The following is an 18,279-nucleotide window of genomic DNA, read 5'->3' as shown; positions in this document are numbered from 1 at the left end:
TCGCGAGCCAGGGAAAGCCATCTGCCCATGATCCATATCCCGAAAGCGGAATACAGCCGTCGCCGCAAGGCCTTGATGGCGCAGATGGAACCCAACAGCATCGCGATTCTGCCCGCCGCCGCGGTGGCCATCCGCAACCGCGACGTCGAGCACGTCTACCGCCAGGACAGCGACTTTCAGTACCTCAGCGGTTTTCCCGAGCCGCAAGCCGTCATCGTTTTGATGCCCGGCCGCGAGCATGGCGAATATGTTTTGTTTTGCCGTGAACGCAACGCCGAACGCGAAATGTGGGACGGCTTGCGCGCCGGCCAGGAAGGCGCGATACGCGACTTTGGCGCCGACGACGCCTTCCCCATCACCGACATCGACGACATCCTGCCGGGCCTGATCGAAGGTCGCGACCGGGTGTATTCGGCGATGGGCAGCAACCCCGAATTTGACCGACACCTGATGGACTGGATCAACGTGATCCGCTCCAAGGCGCACCTCGGCGCGCAGCCACCGAACGAATTCGTTGCCCTGGATCATCTGCTGCACGACATGCGTCTGTATAAATCGGCGGCAGAAGTGAAGGTGATGCGCGAAGCCGCACGGATCTCGGCCCAGGCCCACATCCGCGCGATGCAGGCCAGCCGCGCCGGGCTCTACGAGTACAGCCTCGAAGCCGAGCTCGATTACGAATTCCGCAAGGGCGGGGCGAAGATGCCGGCCTACGGTTCGATCGTCGCCGCCGGGCGCAATAGCTGCATTCTGCATTACCAGCAAAATGACGCGCTGCTCAGGGACGGTGATCTGGTGCTGATCGACGCCGGTTGCGAAATCGACTGCTACGCCAGCGATATCACCCGCACCTGGCCGGTCAACGGCAAGTTTTCGCCCGAGCAGAAAGCGATCTACGAATTGGTACTCGCCTCGCAGGAAGCTGCATTCGCTGAAATCGCCCCGAACAAGCACTGGAATCAGGCGCACGAAGCCACGGTTCGAGTCATCACCACAGGTTTGGTGAAGCTGGGCCTGTTGCAGGGCGACGTCGACGAATTGATCGCGACTGAGGCTTATAAAGCGTTTTACATGCACCGCGCCGGCCACTGGCTGGGGATGGATGTACACGACGTCGGCGAGTACAAGGTCGGCGGCGAATGGCGCGTGCTGGAAGTCGGCATGGCGCTGACCGTGGAGCCGGGCATCTACATCGCCCCGGACAACCAGAACGTAGCGAAAAAATGGCGCGGCATTGGCGTGCGCATCGAGGATGACGTGGTAGTGACCAAGACCGGCTGTGAAATCCTCACCAACGGCGTACCGAAAACCGTCGCCGACATCGAAGCGCTGATGGCGCAAGCACGGACACACGCGGCATGAGTCGAGTCAATCTGGCAATCATCGGTGGCGGCCTGGTCGGCGCCAGTCTGGCATTGGCGCTGCAGGCGGGGGCCAAGGCGCGCGGCTGGAAGATCGTGCTGATCGAACCGTTCGCGCCTGGCGACAGTTGGCAGCCGAGCTACGATGCGCGCTCTTCGGCGCTGTCCTTCGGCGCGCGACAAATCTATCAACGGCTGGGCGTGTGGCAGGAAATCTCCCGTCGCGCCGAGCCGATCAAACAGATTCATGTGTCCGATCGTGGCCGCTTCTCCACCGCGCGGTTGTCGGCGATGGAAGAGGGCGTGCCGGCGCTCGGTTACGTAGTGGAAAACGCCTGGCTCGGCCAATGCCTGTGGCAGCACGTCGACAAAGACGTGATCAGTTGGCGTTGCCCGGCGGAAGTCACGCGCATGGAGCCGCTGCCCGACGGTTATCGTCTGACCCTCAATGATGAAACCACCCTTGAATGCGACCTCGCGGTGCTTGCCGATGGCGGCCGTTCCGGATTGCGCGAACAGTTGGGCATCAACGTGCGCAAGCGTCCGTATAACCAGAGTGCGCTGATCGCCAACATCACCCCGAGCGAAGCGCACAACGGCATGGCGTTCGAGCGTTTCACCGACGAGGGTCCGATGGCCTTGCTGCCGCTCCCGGATAACCGTTGCGCATTGGTCTGGACCCGTCTGGGCATGGACGCGCAGCGCCTGGCCGATTTGAGCGAGCGCGATTTCCTCAGCGAATTGCAGGGCGTGTTCGGTTACCGCCTCGGCACGTTGAAACAGGTGGGCGCGCGACATTTGTATCCGTTGTCGCTGGTCGAAGCCGAGGAGCAGGTGCGCTCGCATCTGGCTGTACTTGGCAACGCTGCGCACAGTTTGCATCCGATTGCGGGGCAGGGTTTCAACCTGTCCCTGCGTGATGCCGATGCTCTTGCCGCGGCTTTGCTCGCCAGCGACAAACCGCTGGGCGATTTCGCCACGTTGCAGGCGTATCGCGAGCGTCAGCGTCTCGATCAGGACCTCACGGTGGGGTTCTCCGATCAGGTTACGCGGCTGTTCGGCAGCACCCAGCCGTTGGTATCGCTGGGGCGCAACATCGGTTTGCTCGGTCTCGACCTGTTACCACCCGCCAAGCGCTGGTTCGCCCGCCAGGCCATGGGTTTGGGAACACGTCCGGATGCTTAAGTGGTTGAGCAACACGTTCGGCAAGGCGCGGTTGATGCGTTGGGCGATGACGTTTTACCCGCCGTATCTCGGCGCCGGTGTTCGGGTGCGGCACATCAGCGACGACTTTCGCGATGTTCAAGTGTCGATGGGGTTGGGCTGGTACAACCGCAACTACGTCGGCACGCAGTTCGGCGGCAGTCTGTATTCGATGGTCGATCCTTTTTTCATGTTGATGCTGATGGAAAACCTCGGGTCGCGGTACATCGTCTGGGACAAGGCCGCCGACATCGATTTCATTGCGCCGGGCAAAGGCCCGGTGTTCGCCCGGTTTACCATCGACGACACCTTGCTGGATGAGGTGCGTCGGCAGACCGCCAATGGCGAAAAGTACCTGCCGCAGTTGCAGGTCGATATTCATGACGGCGCCGGCAACCTTGTCGCGCGGGTCGGTAAAACCCTTTACGTGCGGCTCAAGCCGCAAGCGAGACAGGCTTAAAGCATGGAAATGCGCGCAGATCTGCTGATTGTCGGAGCCGGAATGGTCGGCAGCGCCCTGGCGCTGGCGTTGCAGGACAGTGGCCTGGAGGTTTTGCTGCTCGACGGCAGCCCGCTGAGCGTCAAACCGTTCGATGCCCAGGCGCCATTCGAGCCTCGCGTGAGCGCGTTGTCGGCGGCCAGCCAGCGGATTCTCGAACGCCTTGGCGTGTGGGACGGTATCGCCAGTCGGCGCAGCAGTCCTTACACCGACATGCACGTGTGGGACGGCAGCGGCACCGGACAGATTCACTTCTCGGCGAGCAGCGTCCACGCCGATGTACTCGGCCATATCGTCGAAAATCGTGTGGTGCAGGATGCTTTGCTCGATCGTTTGCACGATTGCGATCTGGGCATGCTGGCCAACGCACGGCTGGAACAGATGCGCCGTTCCGGTGATGACTGGTTGCTGACCCTGGCCGATGGTCGGCAGTTGCGCGCTCCGCTGGTGATCGCGGCGGATGGCGCCAATTCCGCGGTGCGCCGTCTGACCGGTGTTGCGACCCGCGAATGGGATTATCTGCATCACGCCATCGTCACCAGTGTGCGCAGCAGCAAACCGCATCAGATGACGGCGTGGCAGCGCTTCACCGATCACGGGCCGTTGGCGTTTCTGCCGCTGGAACGCGATGGTCAGCAGGACTGGTGCTCGATCGTCTGGTCGACCACCCCGAGCGAAGCCGAACGTTTGATGGCACTGGATGAAGCGGCATTCTGCCGTGAGCTGGAGCGCGCGTTTGAAGGTCGCCTGGGCGAAGTCGTCAGTGCCGATCCACGGCTGTGCGTGCCACTGCGTCAGCGACATGCCAAGCGTTATGTAGCCGAAGGCCTGGCGCTGATCGGCGATGCCGCGCACACCATTCATCCACTGGCGGGGCAGGGCGTGAACCTGGGTTTCCTCGATGCGGCGGTGCTGGCCGAAGTGCTGTTGCAGGCGACCGAGCGTGGTGAACGGCTGGCGGATGTGAAAGTGCTGAGCCGCTACGAGCGCCGGCGCATGCCACATAACCTGGCGTTGATGGCGGCGATGGAAGGGTTTGAGCGCTTGTTCCAGGCCAACCCGCTGCCTGTGCGCTGGTTGCGTAATGCCGGGTTGAAGCTGGTTGAGCAGATGCCTGAGGCCAAGGCGTTGTTCGTGCGTGAAGCCCTCGGCTTGACCGGGGACCTTCCGGCACTCGCAAAACCCTGAGGTCTGTATTGAGGCTGATGGCCTCATCGCGAGCAGGCTCACTCCTACATTTTGGCAATGCGTCCCTCTGTAGGAGCTGCCGAAGGCTGCGATCTTTTGACTTTGTTTTTTAAGATCAAGGTCAAAAGATCGCAGCCTTCGGCAGCTCCTACAGGGGGGCGTTTAGCGCCATGCAACATCTGGTAACTCCTTGCCCAAGTGATCGATTGAGAAGGTAAATGTGAGTCCTTATCATTTGGCCACATTTCCCGACCGAGAGACCACTCCCATGTTGGCACCCAAGCGTCTTCTGACCGCACTGGCCTTGACCCTGATCGGCAGCACCACTGCCCAGGCCGCCGACGAGGTGGTGGTTTACTCTTCGCGCATCGATGAACTGATCAAACCGGTGTTTGATGCCTACACCGCCAAAACCGGGGTGAAGATCAAGTTCATCACCGACAAGGAAGCGCCGCTGATGCAGCGCATCAAGGCCGAGGGTGAGAACGCCACCGCCGACCTGCTGCTGACCGTCGATGCCGGTAACCTCTGGCAGGCCGAGCAGATGGGCATCCTGCAGCCGTTCACCTCGAAAACCATCGACGCCAATATCCCGCAGCAATACCGCGCCTCCAGCCACGCCTGGACGGGTTTGAGCCTGCGCGCACGGACCATCGCCTATTCCACTCAGCGAGTGAAGCCGGGCGAATTGACCACCTACGAAGCACTGGCCGACAAGAACTGGGAAGGTCGCCTGTGCCTGCGCACGGCGAAGAAGGTCTACAACCAGTCACTGACTGCGACCATGATCGAAGTACATGGCGCCGAGAAGACCGAGAAAATCCTCAAGGGCTGGGTCAACAACCTGTCCACCGATGTGTTCTCCGATGACGTTGCAGTGCTCGAAGCGATCAATGCCGGGCAGTGCGATGTCGGCATCGTCAACACCTACTACTACGGTCGCCTGCACAAGCAGAAGCCGGAACTGCCGGTCAAACTGTTCTGGCCGAATCAGGCGGATCGCGGTGTGCACGTCAACCTGTCGGGCATCGGCTTGACCAAACATGCACCACACCCGGAAGCCGCCAAGGCACTGGTCGAGTGGATGACCACGCCTGAGGCGCAGAAAATCTTCGCCGACGTCAACCAGGAATTCCCGGCCAACCCTGCCGTTGCACCGTCGGAAGAAGTGGCCGCATGGGGCAAGTTCATTGCCGACACCTTGCCGGTGGAAGTGGCGGGCAAGCGCCAGGCCGAAGCGATTCGCATGATGGATCGGGCGGGCTGGAACTGAGTCTGCTGATTTAGAGAGCAAAAGATCGCAGCCTTCGGCAGCTCCTACAGGGTGAGCACAATCCCACTGTAGGCGTTGCCGAAGGCTGCGATCTTTTTGCTTTTCTCCTTACACTCTACGTTTTTCCTCCACGAGAGTTCGCAAGTGGCTCACCCCGCCCAACGCCGCTGGTATCCCATCGTCTTCGCCATTGCCGCGCTGGTGCTGTTGCCCCTGAGCGTTCTGCTGCTGTCATGGCAGACCATCGATCAACAGATCTGGTCACACCTGTGGGAAACCCAGATGCCGCGCCTGCTGGGCAACACCCTGACGCTGGTGCTCGGCGTTGGTTTCGGTGTGACGCTGCTGGGCGTAAGCCTCGCCTGGCTCACCAGCCTCTGCGAATTCCCCGGTCGCCGCTGGCTCGATTGGGCATTGATGCTGCCCTTCGCCATCCCGGCCTATGTGCTCGCTTTCGTGTTTGTCGGCTTGCTCGACTTCGCCGGGCCAGTACAAACCCTGCTGCGTGAATGGTTCGGTTCCGACCTGCGGCTACCGCGCGTTCGCTCCACTGGTGGGGTGATTCTGGTGTTGGTGCTGGTCTTCTACCCCTACGTTTACCTGTTGGCACGCACGGCGTTTCTCGCTCAGGGCAAAGGCCTGATGGAAGCCGCGCGCGTGCTCGGGCAATCACCCTGGCAAGCCTTTTGGCGCGTAGCGTTGCCGATGGCGCGCCCGGCGATTGGTGCGGGCGTGGCACTGGCGCTGATGGAGACTCTGGCGGATTTCGGCGCGGTCTCGGTGTTCAACTTCGACACCTTCACCACGGCGATCTACAAGACCTGGTACGGCTTTTTCAGCCTGTCCAGTGCGGCCCAATTAGCCAGCCTGTTGCTGCTGGTGGTGATGCTGGTGCTCTACGGCGAACGTCGCGCACGCGGCGCGAACCGGGCGAGCAACGAGCGGCCTCGGATCAAGGCGCTGTATCACCTGCGTGGGCTTAAGGCTTTCGCGGCGATGAGTTGGTGCGTATTGGTCTTCGCCTGCGCGTTTGTGATTCCGGTTTTGCAATTGGTCGTGTGGTTCTGGCAGCGCGGGCGTTTCGATCTCGATGAGCGCTACGCCGGGTTGATCCTGCATACCCTCTATCTGGGTGGCATGGCGGCGTTGATCACTGTCAGCGTTGCGTTGCTGCTGGCGTTCGCCCGACGGTTGGCGCCGACCCGGGCGATCCGCTCCGGGGTCAGTCTGGCCAATCTCGGTTACGCCCTGCCGGGCTCGGTGTTGGCCGTGTCGATCATGCTTGCCTTCAGTTATCTGGATCGAGAACTGGTGATTCCGCTTTCGGGCTGGCTGGGTGGTGCAGGCAAACCGTTGTTGCTCGGTAGTCTGGCAGCGTTGCTGATGGCCTATCTGGTGCGGTTTATCGCCGTCGCGTATGGCCCGTTGGAAAGCAGTCTGGCGCGTATACGGCCATCTTTGCCGGAAGCGGCACGTAGCCTGGGTGTCAGTGGGCCGCGACTGTTTTTCAAAGTGTATCTGCCGCTGTTGCTGCCCGGTACGTTGAGCGCGGCGTTGCTGGTGTTCGTCGATGTGCTCAAGGAAATGCCCGCAACCCTGCTGATGCGCCCGTTTGGCTGGGACACGCTGGCCGTACGCATCTTTGAAATGACCAGCGAAGGCGAATGGGCGAGGGCGTCTTTACCGGCGCTGACCCTGGTTCTGGTCGGACTATTGCCGGTCATTGGTCTGATCCGGCGCTCGGCGCACCGAAACACTTAGTCGTCAGTCCTGAATCATGCGGCTACAATGCGCGGCATTCGGTGCGGTTCGTCTGACAGACCCGTTCGCTGGAAACGGCTGAAAGCCTTATATTTCAAGGCTTTCACCCGTGCAGCGGCAGTCCGCACCCTCGCCACGCCCGGAAGGAGAAACCCATGGGACAGCGTACGCCTCTGTATGACCTGCATCTCGCCCTCGGCGCGAAGATGGTCGATTTTGGCGGTTGGGATATGCCACTGCATTACGGCTCGCAGGTCGAGGAGCACCACGAAGTGCGCCGCGATTGCGGGGTGTTCGATGTGTCCCACATGACCGTAATCGATGTTGACGGCGCCCAGGCCAAGGCCTGGCTCCAGCATTTGCTGGCCAATGACGTCGAACGCCTGCATCGCCCCGGCCGTGCGTTGTACAGCACCATGCTCAACGAGCGTGGCGGCATCGTCGATGACATGATCGTCTACCGCCTCGAAGACGGTTATCGTCTGGTGTTCAACGCCTCGACCCGTGATCAGGACCTGGCCTGGATGCAGGCGCAACTCGGCAGTTTCGCCGTGCAACTGCACGAGCGCTCAGAGCTGGCGATGCTGGCCATTCAAGGGCCGCATGCCCGGCACAAGATTGCCGAACTGGTCACCCAGTCGCGTGCCACTCTGATCCAGCACCTCAAACCCTTTGAAGGCGAGACCGACGGCGACTGGTTCATTGCCCGCACCGGGTACACCGGTGAAGACGGTCTGGAAATCGTATTGCCGGCCAATCAGGCCCCGGCATTCTTCAACGATCTGGTGGGTGCCGGCATTTCCCCGATCGGCCTCGGTGCCCGCGACACGTTGCGCGTGGAAGCCGGGATGAACCTCTACGGTCAGGACATTCATCAAGACGTTTCGCCGCTGGCGTCCAACATGGCCTGGAGCATCGCCTGGGAACCGGCCTCGCGTCAGTTCATCGGCCGTGCTGCGCTGGAGGCGGAAAAAGCCGCTGGCGTTGCACACAAACTGGTCGGTCTGGTGCTTGAGGAGCGCGGTGTTTTACGTGCCCACCAAGTCGTTCGTATCGCCGATGTTGGCGAAGGAGAGATCACCAGTGGTAGTTTCTCTCCTACGCTAAGCAAATCGATTGCCCTGGCGCGTGTTCCGATGGCGACTGCCGACCGCGCCGAAGTGGAAATCCGTGGCAAGTGGTACCCGGTACGAGTGGTCAAACCGACCTTCGTACGCCATGGCAAAACTTTGATCTAACCTTTTCCGGCGGGCACCACCGCTGACAATTTCTTGAGGACACTGAAGATGAGCGATATTCCTGCCGACCTGCGTTTTGCCGAAAGTCACGAATGGGCACGTCTGGAAGCCGACGGCACCGTCACTGTGGGCATCAGCGATCACGCGCAGGAAGCGCTGGGTGATGTGGTGTTCGTCGAGCTGACGGAAGTCGGCAAAGTGTTCGCGGCTGGCGATCAATCTGGTGTGGTCGAATCGGTGAAGGCCGCTTCCGACATCTACGCCCCGGTCAGCGGTGAAGTCATCGCGATCAACGAAGAGCTGAGCGGTTCGCCTGAGCTGCTGAACTCCGACCCGTACGGTGCGTGGATCTTCAAGCTCAAGCCTAGCGACAAGGCTGAGCTGGACAAGCTGCACGACGCGGCTGCCTACAAGGCTGCCATCGGCGAGTAAGCTGAGCGCTGCACCCCAAAGCCCCGACTTGTCGGGGCTTTTTTTTCAGGATCAGAAGATCGCAGCCTGCGGCAGCTCCTACAGGAGTCCAATTATGGATATACATAGCCTTTGTAGGAGCTGCCGAAGGCTGCGATCTTTTGATCTTCAAGGGCACTGCTATGCTGGTTTGACCGTATTTGCCTTGACGCCGAGCGCCAGCCAAGAGAGAGCCCGTCATGTCCCAGTTGCCGTCCCTGAGCCAGTTACGCGATCCCGAGGCCTTCCTGCGCCGCCACCTCGGCCCCGACGCCGCCGAACAGCAGGCCATGCTCGACAGTCTCGGCCTCGGCAGCCGAGGTGAACTGATCGAGCAGACTGTGCCCCCGGGCATTCGCTTTAATCGCGCACTGGACTTGCCGCCAGCGCTGGATGAGCAAGCGGCGCTGGCCAGGTTGCGTGGCTACGCCGAGCAGAATCAGGTCTGGACCAGCCTGATCGGCATGGGCTACCACGGCACGCTCACGCCGACCGTCATCTTGCGCAACGTGCTGGAAAATCCCGGTTGGTACACTGCTTACACGCCGTATCAACCGGAGATTGCCCAGGGTCGGCTCGAAGCGCTGCTGAATTTTCAGCAACTGACCATCGACCTCACGGGCCTGGAACTGGCCAACGCCTCATTGCTCGATGAGGCTACTGCGGCGGCGGAGGCCATGGCACTGGCCAAACGTGTCGCCAAGTCGAAGAGCAATCTGTTTTTCGTCGACGAGAACTGTCATCCACAAACCATCTCCGTGGTGCAGACCCGGGCCGAAGGTTTCGGTTTCGAGTTGATCATCGACGCTGTGGATAACTTGCAGCAGCACCAGGTATTCGGAGCACTGCTGCAATACCCCGATACCCACGGCGAGATCCGCGATCTGCGTCCACTCATCGATCACTTGCATGCCCAGCAAGCCCTTGCCTGTGTGGCGACCGATTTGCTCAGTTTGCTGCTGCTGACGCCGCCGGGTGAGTTGGGCGCCGACGTGGTGTTCGGTTCGTCGCAACGCTTTGGCGTGCCGATGGGCTACGGCGGGCCGCATGCGGCGTTTTTCGCCAGTCGCGAAGAATACAAACGGGCGATTCCCGGGCGGATCATCGGTGTGTCGAAAGACGCTCGCGGCAACGTCGCGTTGCGCATGGCCCTGCAAACCCGCGAGCAACATATCCGTCGCGAGAAAGCCAATTCGAACATCTGCACGGCGCAGGTGCTGTTGGCCAATATCGCCAGTTTTTACGCGGTCTATCATGGGCCGGAAGGCTTGAAGCGCATCGCGCAGCGCGTACATCGGCTGACCTGCATTCTGGCGGCAGGGCTTGAGCGCCACGGCATCAACCGGATCAACGCGCAGTTTTTCGACACGCTGACGCTGGACGTCGGCGGCGCGCAAACCGCGATTATCGAAAGTGCCAAGGCTGCGCAAATCAACCTGAGGATTCTCGGCCGTGGCCGGGTCGGGCTGAGCCTCGACGAAACGTGTGACGAGCACACCGTGGCAAAGCTGTTCGATGTGCTGCTGGGCGCCGATCATGGGCTGATCGTCGAGGATCTTGACGCCCAAGCGCTGGCTTCCGGTATTCCAGACAGTCTTCAGCGCAGCACACCGTACCTGCGTCATCCGGTGTTCAACGCCCATCGCAGCGAAACCGAGATGCTGCGTTACCTCAAGCAACTGGAGAACAAGGATCTGGCGCTCAACCAGTCGATGATCCCGTTGGGCTCCTGCACCATGAAACTCAACGCCACCAGCGAAATGATCCCGATCACCTGGCCGCAGTTCGCCAATCTGCATCCCTTCGTGCCCAGGGAGCAGGCGGTCGGCTACACCTTGATGATCGAAGAGCTGGAACGCTGGTTGTGCGCGATTACCGGGTTCGACGCGATTTGCATGCAGCCCAACTCTGGCGCTCAGGGCGAGTACGCCGGGCTGCTGGCGATCCGCAAATATCACGAGAGCCGCCAGCAGGGCGCGCGCGATATCTGCCTGATTCCGTCCTCGGCCCACGGCACCAATCCGGCCTCGGCACAAATGGCCGGGATGCGCGTGGTGATCGTCGAGTGCGACGAGGCGGGCAACGTCGATCTAGAGGATTTGAAAGCAAAAGCCGCCGAGGCTGGGGATAAGTTGTCATGCCTGATGGCGACCTACCCATCGACCCACGGCGTGTACGAAGAAGGCATCAGCGAGATCTGCGAGGTTATCCACAAGCACGGCGGTCAGGTGTACATGGACGGCGCGAACCTCAATGCGCAGGTCGGGCTGGCGCGGCCGGCGGACATCGGTGCCGACGTGTCGCACATGAATTTGCACAAGACCTTCTGCATTCCCCATGGCGGTGGCGGGCCGGGCATGGGGCCGATCGGCATTCGCGCACATTTGGCGCCGTTCGTCGCCAATCATCCGGTGGTGCCGATCGACGGGCCGCTGGCGCAGAACGGAGCGGTCAGCGCGGCGCCGTGGGGCAGTGCGAGTATTCTGCCGATCAGCTGGATGTACATCGCCATGATGGGGCCGCAACTGGCGGATGCCAGCGAAGTGGCAATCCTCGCGGCGAACTACCTGGCGCAGCATTTATCCGGTGCGTTCCCGGTGCTGTACACCGGGCGCAACGGGCGGGTCGCGCACGAATGCATTCTCGATTTGCGGCCGCTTAAAGCGCAGACCGGGATCAGCGAGGAGGATGTCGCCAAGCGCCTGATGGATTACGGCTTCCATGCGCCAACCATGTCGTTCCCGGTGCCGGGCACCTTGATGGTCGAGCCGACCGAGAGCGAATCCAAGGCTGAGCTGGACCGGTTCATCGGCGCGATGTTGAGTATTCGCGCGGAAATCACCGAGGTGCAGAACGGGAACTGGCCGGCGGAAGACAACCCGCTCAAGCGTGCGCCGCATACCTTGGCGGATGTCACCGGCGTGTGGGAGCGGCCGTACAGCATCGAGCAAGGCATCACACCGGATGCACACACCAAGGCACACAAGTACTGGCCGGCGGTGAATCGGGTGGATAACGTTTATGGGGATCGCAATCTGTATTGCGCTTGCGTGCCGGTCGACGATTACCGCTGAAGATCAAAAGATCGCAGCCTTCGGCAGCTCCTACATTGATTCGTGTACACCCGTGCCCTGTAGGAGCTGCCGAAGGCTACGATCTTTTGATTTGTCGTCAAAAAAAATGCCGCTCGAATGAGCGGCATTTTTGCGCGTGAATGGCTTACTCGGAAGCCACGGCGTTCTTCGCCAGAATCGCGTTCGCCAGTTCCATGTCCGTCGCCTGCAGGCCCGGATTGTCGTTACGGACTTTCTGCATTGCAGCTTCCAGATACGGGCCACGGATGCCGCCATCGCTGGCAACGAAACTGCCGGCGTCGTCCTGTGCGGCGACGATCAGCTTGTGATCCTTGAAGGTCAGGTAAGTCGAGCCGGTGGTGGCGCCGGAGGAAATGACGTTACGCCAGAAGCTGTCGGCCATTGCCGAACCAACAGGCAGAGACAGCAGGGCAAGGGTAGCGACAGCAAGTTTGAGACGCATGAGGGGGTGACTCCACTGGTGTTGAATGAGCGGTTGGATCGTCATTTCCCCTGTCCGGTTCCCTGAGCGCCTATTTCAACTCGCTTTGCGGCGTCACCCGCAGCACTTCCTCAACCGTTGTCAGCCCCGCCGCAACTTTCTGCGCACCGGACAGACGCAAACTGCGCATGCCTTCCTTGAATGCCTGGCGGCGGATCGCCGTGAGGTCGGTGTCAGGGGTGATGAAGGCTTTGAGGCTGTCGCTCAGTTGCATGATTTCGTAAACCCCGGCGCGTCCGTGATAACCGGTGTCGCGGCACTCCACGCAGCCGATGGCCCTTTGTGCGTTGCCCGGCAGTGGCGCCTGCCAGGGCCGGGTCAAGGTTTGCCAATCCTCCTCGTCCAGGGTCAGCGGTGCTTTGCAATGCGGGCACAAGGTCCGCACCAACCGTTGGGCCATGACCCCGAGCACCGTGGCCTTGATCAAGTAATGCGGCACGCCCAGTTCAAGCAATCGGCTGATCGCACTCGGCGCGTCGTTGGTGTGCAGCGTCGACAGCACCAGATGCCCGGTGAGTGCCGCTTGAATCGCCATCTCGGCGGTTTCGAGGTCGCGAATCTCGCCGATCATGATGATGTCCGGGTCCTGTCGCATCAGCGCGCGCACTCCGGCGGCGAAGCTCAGGTCGATGTTGTGCTGGACCTGCATCTGGTTGAACGCCGGCTCGACCATTTCGATCGGGTCTTCGATGGTGCAGAGGTTGACCTCCGGCGTCGCCAGTTTTTTCAGGGTGGTGTAGAGGGTGGTGGTCTTGCCCGATCCGGTGGGCCCGGTGACCAGAATGATGCCGTTGGGCTGGCGGGTCATGTCCTGCCAGCGGCGCAGATCGTCGGCGGAAAACCCAAGCTGATCGAAGTCCTTGAGCAGTACATCCGGATCGAAAATCCGCATGACCATTTTTTCGCCGAACGCGGTGGGCAGGGTCGACAGACGCAACTCCACTTCGCCGCCGTCCGGGGTCTTGGTCTTGACCCGGCCGTCCTGGGGTTTGCGCTTTTCGGCGACGTTCATCCGCCCGAGGCTTTTCAGGCGACTGACGATGGCCATCGTCACCTGCGGCGGAAATTGATAGACGTTATGCAGCACGCCGTCGATGCGAAAACGCACCGTGCCTTGCTCGCGACGCGGTTCGATGTGGATATCACTGGCGCGCTGCTGGAAGGCGTACTGAAACAGCCAGTCGACGATGTTGACGATGTGCGCGTCGTTGGCGTCCGGCTCCTGATCGCTGGCGCCGAGGTTAAGCAGTTGTTCGAAGTTACCGAGGTTGCCGTTCTGTTGATCGGCGTTACTGGCGCCGCTGACCGATTTGGCCAGGCGAAAGAACTCGACGCTGAAACGCTGGATGTCCACCGAGTTGGCCACCACCCGTTTGATCGGCAGCTTCAGGACGTGAGTCAGATCGGCTTCCCAGCCGGTCACATAAGGCTGGGCGCTGGCCACCGTCACCGAGTCGCGATCGACCGCCACCGCGAGAATCTTGTGGCGCTGGGCAAAGGCGTAGGACATCAACGGGGTGATGGCGGCAACGTTGATCTTCAGCGGATCGATGCGCAGATAGGGCTGGCCGGCCTGTTGCGCCAGCCACAGGGTCAGGCTTTCGAGGTCCAGATGCTTGCCCGGACGGCTGAGGTCGTCCAGTTGCTGGCTGGCGATAAACTCCAGCGGATGCTTCTGGCCATGCGCGGCGTGGCGACGGCGTGCATTGAGTGCCTGCTCCGCCGAATCCTGGCTGATGAAGCCTTGGGCGACCAGTTCACGCAATACATCATTGAGGTCCAGCCAGCGGTCCTGAGTGGCAAGTTGAACGGACATGCGGGCTTCCTTTTAAGCGACAGTGCGCAAAAGGATAGTCGCGGCCCCGCAGACCGTTGGGCCACTACCCGACGAAGCCGTTGCCGGATTTGTCAGCCGGCCGCCTGCGCCGGTGCGGCCCACGCCGTGTCGGTGTTCTGCAGATTCACCGAACAGACGCTGATCAGGTTACGAAGTTTTTCCGCAATCACCTGCGCGCGATGCCAGCTCAAGCCGCCCATGACGAGGTCGATCGACAACAGATCATCCATTCGCTGCACGTTCACTTGCTCAGGCGTAAGAAACTGCAGCGCGAACAGGTTGAGCACGCGCACCAGCAAATCCGGTTCGGCCTCGGCCAGAATCTGATACTGCGCCAGGCAGTGGGCGTTACTGACGTTCCAGACATCGGCGCGGGCCGGGGGCGTGTTGACGGCTTCAAGGTGCGGCATGGCGGGGCTCCAAAATCACTGGAGGAATTTTTACATTCGATGCCGGGTATTTCTTATCTAAGATGGGCGTAATTGGCGTTTGATCAGCTGGATCAATTCGCAGAATGTTCTGTTTGAGGTTTTTTTATGCACAGCGAGCTGGACAGCTACGACCGCAAGATTCTCGCCTTGCTGCAAGAGGACGCTTCGCTCTCGAGTGCGCAGATCGCCGAGCAGGTGGGCTTGTCGCAATCGCCGTGCTGGCGGCGGATTCAGCGGATGAAGGAGGAGGGGATCATTCGCGGCCAGGTGACCTTGCTTGATCGCAAGAAGATCGGCCTTAACACGCAGATCTTTGCCGAAATCAAACTCAACGCCCACGGGCGTTCGAACTTCACCGAATTTACGGAAGCGATTCGCGGTTTTCCGGAGGTGCTGGAGTGTTATGTGCTGATGGGCGCGGTGGATTTTCTGCTGCGAATTGTCGCGGCGGACATCGAGGCGTATGAGCGGTTCTTCTTCGAGAAGCTGTCGCTGGTGCCGGGGATACAGGAAGTGAACTCGATTGTGGCGCTGTCGGAGATCAAGTCCACAACCAGCCTGCCGGTGTAGCGAAGAAGCAAAAGATCGCAGCCTGCGGCAGCTCCTACAAGGGAATGGCGTACACCCTGTAGGAGCTGCCGAAGGCTGCGATCTTTTAGCGGTATTACATACGCAGCAGCATTTTCCACGCACGATTCTGATAAACCGCAATCGCCTGCTGCTTGCGTGCATCGAGCAGTTCGTCAGTGATCGTCGGCTCGTTGGCTAGTTGCGCCAACTTGTTCAGCTCGCCGTACAGACGATCCATTTCCGGGATCTCCAGTACATTGCGGGCGTGGTGCAGCCAGACCTGAATGCGCTCGATACGCGGCAGCTGTTCAGCCAGATCTTCCGGCTGTTGCTGATAGCGCTGCAATTGCAGGGCCGTGGCTTCTTCGCCGAGCAGGCGCGGCAACCAGCTGTGCAACTGCGCGCCACCCTGACGGTTGCCACGCACATTACGGTCAGCGGTCCAGCTGCGAGCCAGCAGCCAGCGCGAAGCGGTCAGCGAGAACTGGCCCCAGCGTGGGTCTTCCAGCTCTTCAAGGAACTGCTCCGGCGCGGCTTTGCGCACGTCTTCGTCCTCGATACCGACTTGAACCAGCGGGCGCCAGTCTTCCAGCAGTGCATCGAGGGCCACGCGCAGGTCGTGGGTCGAAGGACGCGGTGCGGCCTGGCCGAGGCTGCTGAGCAGAGCGCGCATTTCCGCGAGGTTCTCGACCCAGTCCTGCAACAAACGCCAGTGACCGTTGAAACGATATTGTTCGGCCAGACGCTGGCTGCTGCCGAGCAAATGCCAGCACAGTGCGGCGAAGGCGTCGTCCAGTTGGGTTTCGACCGTCAGTTGCGGCGCCGGCAGGCTCAGCGAGTAGCTGTTGGCGTCGTACAAGCGGTAGCCGCGCTCAGCCTTGCTGATGTCGCACGGCATCAGGGCCAGGGTTTGTGCCAGTTCAGCGGCCAGTTCCAGCAACGCTTCAGGCTCGCCTTCGCGCAGTTCGAGTTCCAGCTCGCAGATTTCTTCTTTCTGTTTGCCAACCACGACGTGACCGAGATCCAGCGCCGCTTCGATAACCACTTTGCTCTTGCCGCGGCCCCAGGCGATTTCGGCGCGCTCGCGGACGAAATCGGTGGTGAAGATTGGCTTCAGGGTTTTCTTGTCCAGCTCGGCCAGCGACTCTGGCCAGCATTCGCCGTCGAGTTTCTTCACGTCGAGCTTGGCTTTCGGCAGTTTCCAGTCGTACTCGTTACGCTCGGACAGACCGGCGACACTCTGGCCACGGGTCTTGAGGGTCTGAATCACCTCGTCGCCGTCCTTGCGCAGGCGCAGGGCAACTTTGGCCTGGGCCAGGTCGCGCTCCGGGGTGTCGAAGTACTGGTTCATCAACTCACGGCGTTCCCAGCCACTTTTGTTGCGTTTCTTGAGAAGAGGGTGCTCGCGCAGGGCGGCGAGGGTTTCGCGGCTGACGCGGAGTTTGATTTCGGTTTCTTTCTGCATGGCCGGAAAATCCAGGATCGGGAGCGCAGCCGGGGAATATGTGGCTGCCAAGGCCGTGCAGTGTACAGGACTGATTCGTCCTACGCCCTGCGGCGGTTTATTCCTGACGCCGGATGGTTCTATGATGGACTTCAAATCGGGAGTTGGAGTCAGCGATGCCTTTGCCGTCCATGCAAGACCAGTTCGCTGCGCTGATCGCCGCGCCGTCGGTCAGCTGTACCCAACCGAACCTCGATCAATCCAACCGGGCAGTGATCGATTTGCTCGCGGGATGGCTGGGTGATCTGGGGTTCAGCTGCGATATCCAACAGGTCAGCCCCGGCAAATTCAATCTGCTCGCCAGTTTCGGCAGCGGCCCTGGCGGTCTGGTGCTGGCCGGGCACAGCGACACGGTGCCGTACGACGACGCCTTATGGCAGACCGACCCGCTGAAACTCACTGAAGTCGACGGCCGCTGGGTTGGTTTGGGCAGTTGCGACATGAAGGGCTTCTTCGCCCTGATCATCGACGCCGTGCTGCCGCTGCTCGATCAGCCGTTCAAGCAACCGCTGCTGATCCTCGCCACCTGTGATGAAGAAAGCTCGATGTCCGGCGCTCGCGCGCTGGCCGAGGCCGGGCGACCGCTGGGCCGCGCGGCAGTGATCGGCGAGCCGACCGGGCTCAAGCCGATTCGCATGCACAAAGGCATCATGATGGAACGCATCGACATCCTTGGGCAGAGCGGGCACTCGTCGGACCCGCGCCTGGGGCACAGCGCCCTTGAGGCCATGCACGATGCCATCGGCGAACTGCGCGGTCTGCGCCTGCTGTGGCAGCGCGAATACAACAATCCGCAATTCAGCGTGCCGCAACCGACCATGAATTTCGGCTGCATCCATGGCGGCGACAACCCCAACCGCATCTGCGGCCAGTGTTCGCTGGAGTTCGACCTGCGGCCGTTGCCGGGTATGGACCCGAAAGTCCTGCGGGCGGAGATTCTGCGCAAGCTCAACCCGGTTGCCGAGCGGCATCAGGTGAAGATCGACTACAAGCCATTGTTCCCGGAAGTGCCGCCATTCGAGCAGGACGCGGACGCCGAATTGGTGCGGATCGCCGAAAAGCTCACCGGCCACACTGCCGAAGCAGTAGCGTTCGGCACCGAAGCGCCTTATCTTCAGCGCCTTGGCTGCGAAACGATTGTGCTCGGCCCCGGTGATATTGCCTGTGCGCATCAACCGGGCGAATACCTTGAAATGTCACGTTTGCAGCCTACCGTGCATCTATTGCGACAGTTGATTGAACATTACTGCCTGAAGAATTGAACGCATTCCTTGTAGGAGCTGCCGAAGGCTGCGATCTTTTGATGTTTTGTTGAGGATCAAAAGATCGCAGCCTTCGGCAGTTCCTACAGGGGCAGACCGTTAAATTGCCGGCAACCCAACCCGTAT

At 60.9% G+C, this 18,279-nt stretch carries 15 protein-coding genes; 11 read left to right on the top strand and 4 right to left on the bottom strand.

The genetic code is table 11. From position 1 onward, the window contains the following. The first annotated feature begins 27 nt into the window (after positions 1–27). From pepP to gcvP, 9 genes are all read left to right on the top strand, one after another. Positions 28–1,362: a Xaa-Pro aminopeptidase gene (pepP, locus tag ICA16_RS11490; RefSeq protein WP_150616811.1), complete on the top strand. Its 1,335-nt coding sequence runs from the start codon at positions 28–30 to the stop codon at positions 1,360–1,362. Next, complete coding sequence (gene ubiH / locus ICA16_RS11485) at positions 1,359–2,546, top strand: 2-octaprenyl-6-methoxyphenyl hydroxylase (RefSeq protein WP_150604760.1); 1,188 nt, start codon at positions 1,359–1,361, stop codon at positions 2,544–2,546. The genes pepP and ubiH overlap by 4 nt, the downstream gene beginning before the upstream one ends. Then, the gene (locus ICA16_RS11480; RefSeq protein ID WP_150604759.1) at positions 2,539–3,024 is read left to right on the top strand and encodes a DUF4442 domain-containing protein; all 486 of its coding nucleotides are present in this window, start codon (positions 2,539–2,541) and stop codon (positions 3,022–3,024) included. The genes ubiH and ICA16_RS11480 overlap by 8 nt, the downstream gene beginning before the upstream one ends. 9 nt (positions 3,025–3,033) lie before the next feature. Further along, on the top strand, positions 3,034–4,251 hold the full coding sequence (locus ICA16_RS11475) for a 2-octaprenyl-3-methyl-6-methoxy-1,4-benzoquinol hydroxylase (RefSeq protein ID WP_191626494.1): 1,218 nt from the start codon (positions 3,034–3,036) through the stop codon (positions 4,249–4,251). Between the two features lie 268 nt (positions 4,252–4,519). Then, positions 4,520–5,524, top strand: a complete 1,005-nt coding sequence (locus ICA16_RS11470) for an extracellular solute-binding protein (protein WP_042561659.1) — start codon at positions 4,520–4,522, stop codon at positions 5,522–5,524. Positions 5,525–5,668: 144 nt separating this feature from the next. Further along, on the top strand, positions 5,669–7,285 hold the full coding sequence (locus ICA16_RS11465; RefSeq protein ID WP_210700647.1) for an ABC transporter permease: 1,617 nt from the start codon (positions 5,669–5,671) through the stop codon (positions 7,283–7,285). A gap of 155 nt (positions 7,286–7,440) precedes the next feature. Next, on the top strand, positions 7,441–8,523 hold the full coding sequence (gene gcvT / locus ICA16_RS11460) for a glycine cleavage system aminomethyltransferase GcvT (protein WP_150616807.1): 1,083 nt from the start codon (positions 7,441–7,443) through the stop codon (positions 8,521–8,523). A gap of 48 nt (positions 8,524–8,571) precedes the next feature. Beyond that, entirely contained in the window at positions 8,572–8,955 is a 384-nt protein-coding gene (gene gcvH / locus ICA16_RS11455) for a glycine cleavage system protein GcvH (RefSeq protein WP_047304068.1), read from the top strand. A 218-nt stretch (positions 8,956–9,173) separates the two neighbouring features. Next, positions 9,174–12,047, top strand: coding sequence for an aminomethyl-transferring glycine dehydrogenase (gene gcvP, locus ICA16_RS11450; RefSeq protein ID WP_210700646.1), 2,874 nt, complete (start codon positions 9,174–9,176; stop codon positions 12,045–12,047). A 145-nt stretch (positions 12,048–12,192) separates the two neighbouring features. Here gcvP and ICA16_RS11445 read toward each other — a convergent pair whose 3' ends face one another. From ICA16_RS11445 to ICA16_RS11435, 3 genes are all read right to left on the bottom strand, one after another. After that, complete coding sequence (locus ICA16_RS11445; protein WP_042561654.1) at positions 12,193–12,510, bottom strand: DUF2388 domain-containing protein; 318 nt, start codon at positions 12,508–12,510, stop codon at positions 12,193–12,195. Between the two features lie 70 nt (positions 12,511–12,580). Further along, the gene (gene tfpB, locus ICA16_RS11440; RefSeq protein WP_150616805.1) at positions 12,581–14,365 is read right to left on the bottom strand and encodes a type IV pilus assembly ATPase TfpB; all 1,785 of its coding nucleotides are present in this window, start codon (positions 14,363–14,365) and stop codon (positions 12,581–12,583) included. A gap of 92 nt (positions 14,366–14,457) precedes the next feature. Further along, a complete protein-coding gene (locus ICA16_RS11435) occupies positions 14,458–14,796 on the bottom strand; it encodes a hypothetical protein (RefSeq protein WP_210700645.1) in 339 nt (112 codons plus the stop codon). 126 nt (positions 14,797–14,922) lie between these two features. On the opposite strand from ICA16_RS11435, the gene ICA16_RS11430 reads away from it, so the two are divergent. After that, entirely contained in the window at positions 14,923–15,387 is a 465-nt protein-coding gene (locus ICA16_RS11430) for an Lrp/AsnC family transcriptional regulator (protein WP_016983809.1), read from the top strand. Positions 15,388–15,481: 94 nt separating this feature from the next. Here the strand turns inward: ICA16_RS11430 and ICA16_RS11425 are convergent, their stop codons facing one another. Further along, complete coding sequence (locus tag ICA16_RS11425) at positions 15,482–16,852, bottom strand: CYTH domain-containing protein (RefSeq protein WP_210700644.1); 1,371 nt, start codon at positions 16,850–16,852, stop codon at positions 15,482–15,484. A 155-nt stretch (positions 16,853–17,007) separates the two neighbouring features. On the opposite strand from ICA16_RS11425, the gene argE reads away from it, so the two are divergent. Next, positions 17,008–18,153 (top strand): acetylornithine deacetylase, encoded by a 1,146-nt coding sequence (gene argE, locus ICA16_RS11420; RefSeq protein ID WP_210553417.1) that lies wholly within the window; start codon positions 17,008–17,010, stop codon positions 18,151–18,153. The last annotated feature ends 126 nt before the right edge of the window (positions 18,154–18,279 follow it).

The sequence above is a fragment of the Pseudomonas anatoliensis genome, from assembly GCF_017976235.1.
Taxonomy (GTDB): Bacteria; Pseudomonadota; Gammaproteobacteria; order Pseudomonadales; family Pseudomonadaceae; genus Aquipseudomonas; species Aquipseudomonas anatoliensis.
The sequence above is the reverse complement of the archived record's forward strand: the minus strand, read 5'-3'. Positions and strand labels throughout refer to the sequence as shown.

Coding starts and splice junctions, on each gene's coding strand:
- ICA16_RS11430 (WP_016983809.1), top strand. CDS start 14,923: ATGCACAGCGAGCTGGACAGCTACGACCGCAAGATTCTCGCCTTGCTG.
- tfpB (WP_150616805.1), bottom strand. CDS start 14,365: ATGTCCGTTCAACTTGCCACTCAGGACCGCTGGCTGGACCTCAATGAT.
- ICA16_RS11470 (WP_042561659.1), top strand. CDS start 4,520: ATGTTGGCACCCAAGCGTCTTCTGACCGCACTGGCCTTGACCCTGATC.
- gcvH (WP_047304068.1), top strand. CDS start 8,572: ATGAGCGATATTCCTGCCGACCTGCGTTTTGCCGAAAGTCACGAATGG.
- gcvP (WP_210700646.1), top strand. CDS start 9,174: ATGTCCCAGTTGCCGTCCCTGAGCCAGTTACGCGATCCCGAGGCCTTC.
- gcvT (WP_150616807.1), top strand. CDS start 7,441: ATGGGACAGCGTACGCCTCTGTATGACCTGCATCTCGCCCTCGGCGCG.
- ICA16_RS11480 (WP_150604759.1), top strand. CDS start 2,539: ATGCTTAAGTGGTTGAGCAACACGTTCGGCAAGGCGCGGTTGATGCGT.
- pepP (WP_150616811.1), top strand. CDS start 28: ATGATCCATATCCCGAAAGCGGAATACAGCCGTCGCCGCAAGGCCTTG.
- ICA16_RS11475 (WP_191626494.1), top strand. CDS start 3,034: ATGCGCGCAGATCTGCTGATTGTCGGAGCCGGAATGGTCGGCAGCGCC.
- ICA16_RS11425 (WP_210700644.1), bottom strand. CDS start 16,852: ATGCAGAAAGAAACCGAAATCAAACTCCGCGTCAGCCGCGAAACCCTC.
- ICA16_RS11435 (WP_210700645.1), bottom strand. CDS start 14,796: ATGCCGCACCTTGAAGCCGTCAACACGCCCCCGGCCCGCGCCGATGTC.
- ubiH (WP_150604760.1), top strand. CDS start 1,359: ATGAGTCGAGTCAATCTGGCAATCATCGGTGGCGGCCTGGTCGGCGCC.
- argE (WP_210553417.1), top strand. CDS start 17,008: ATGCCTTTGCCGTCCATGCAAGACCAGTTCGCTGCGCTGATCGCCGCG.
- ICA16_RS11445 (WP_042561654.1), bottom strand. CDS start 12,510: ATGCGTCTCAAACTTGCTGTCGCTACCCTTGCCCTGCTGTCTCTGCCT.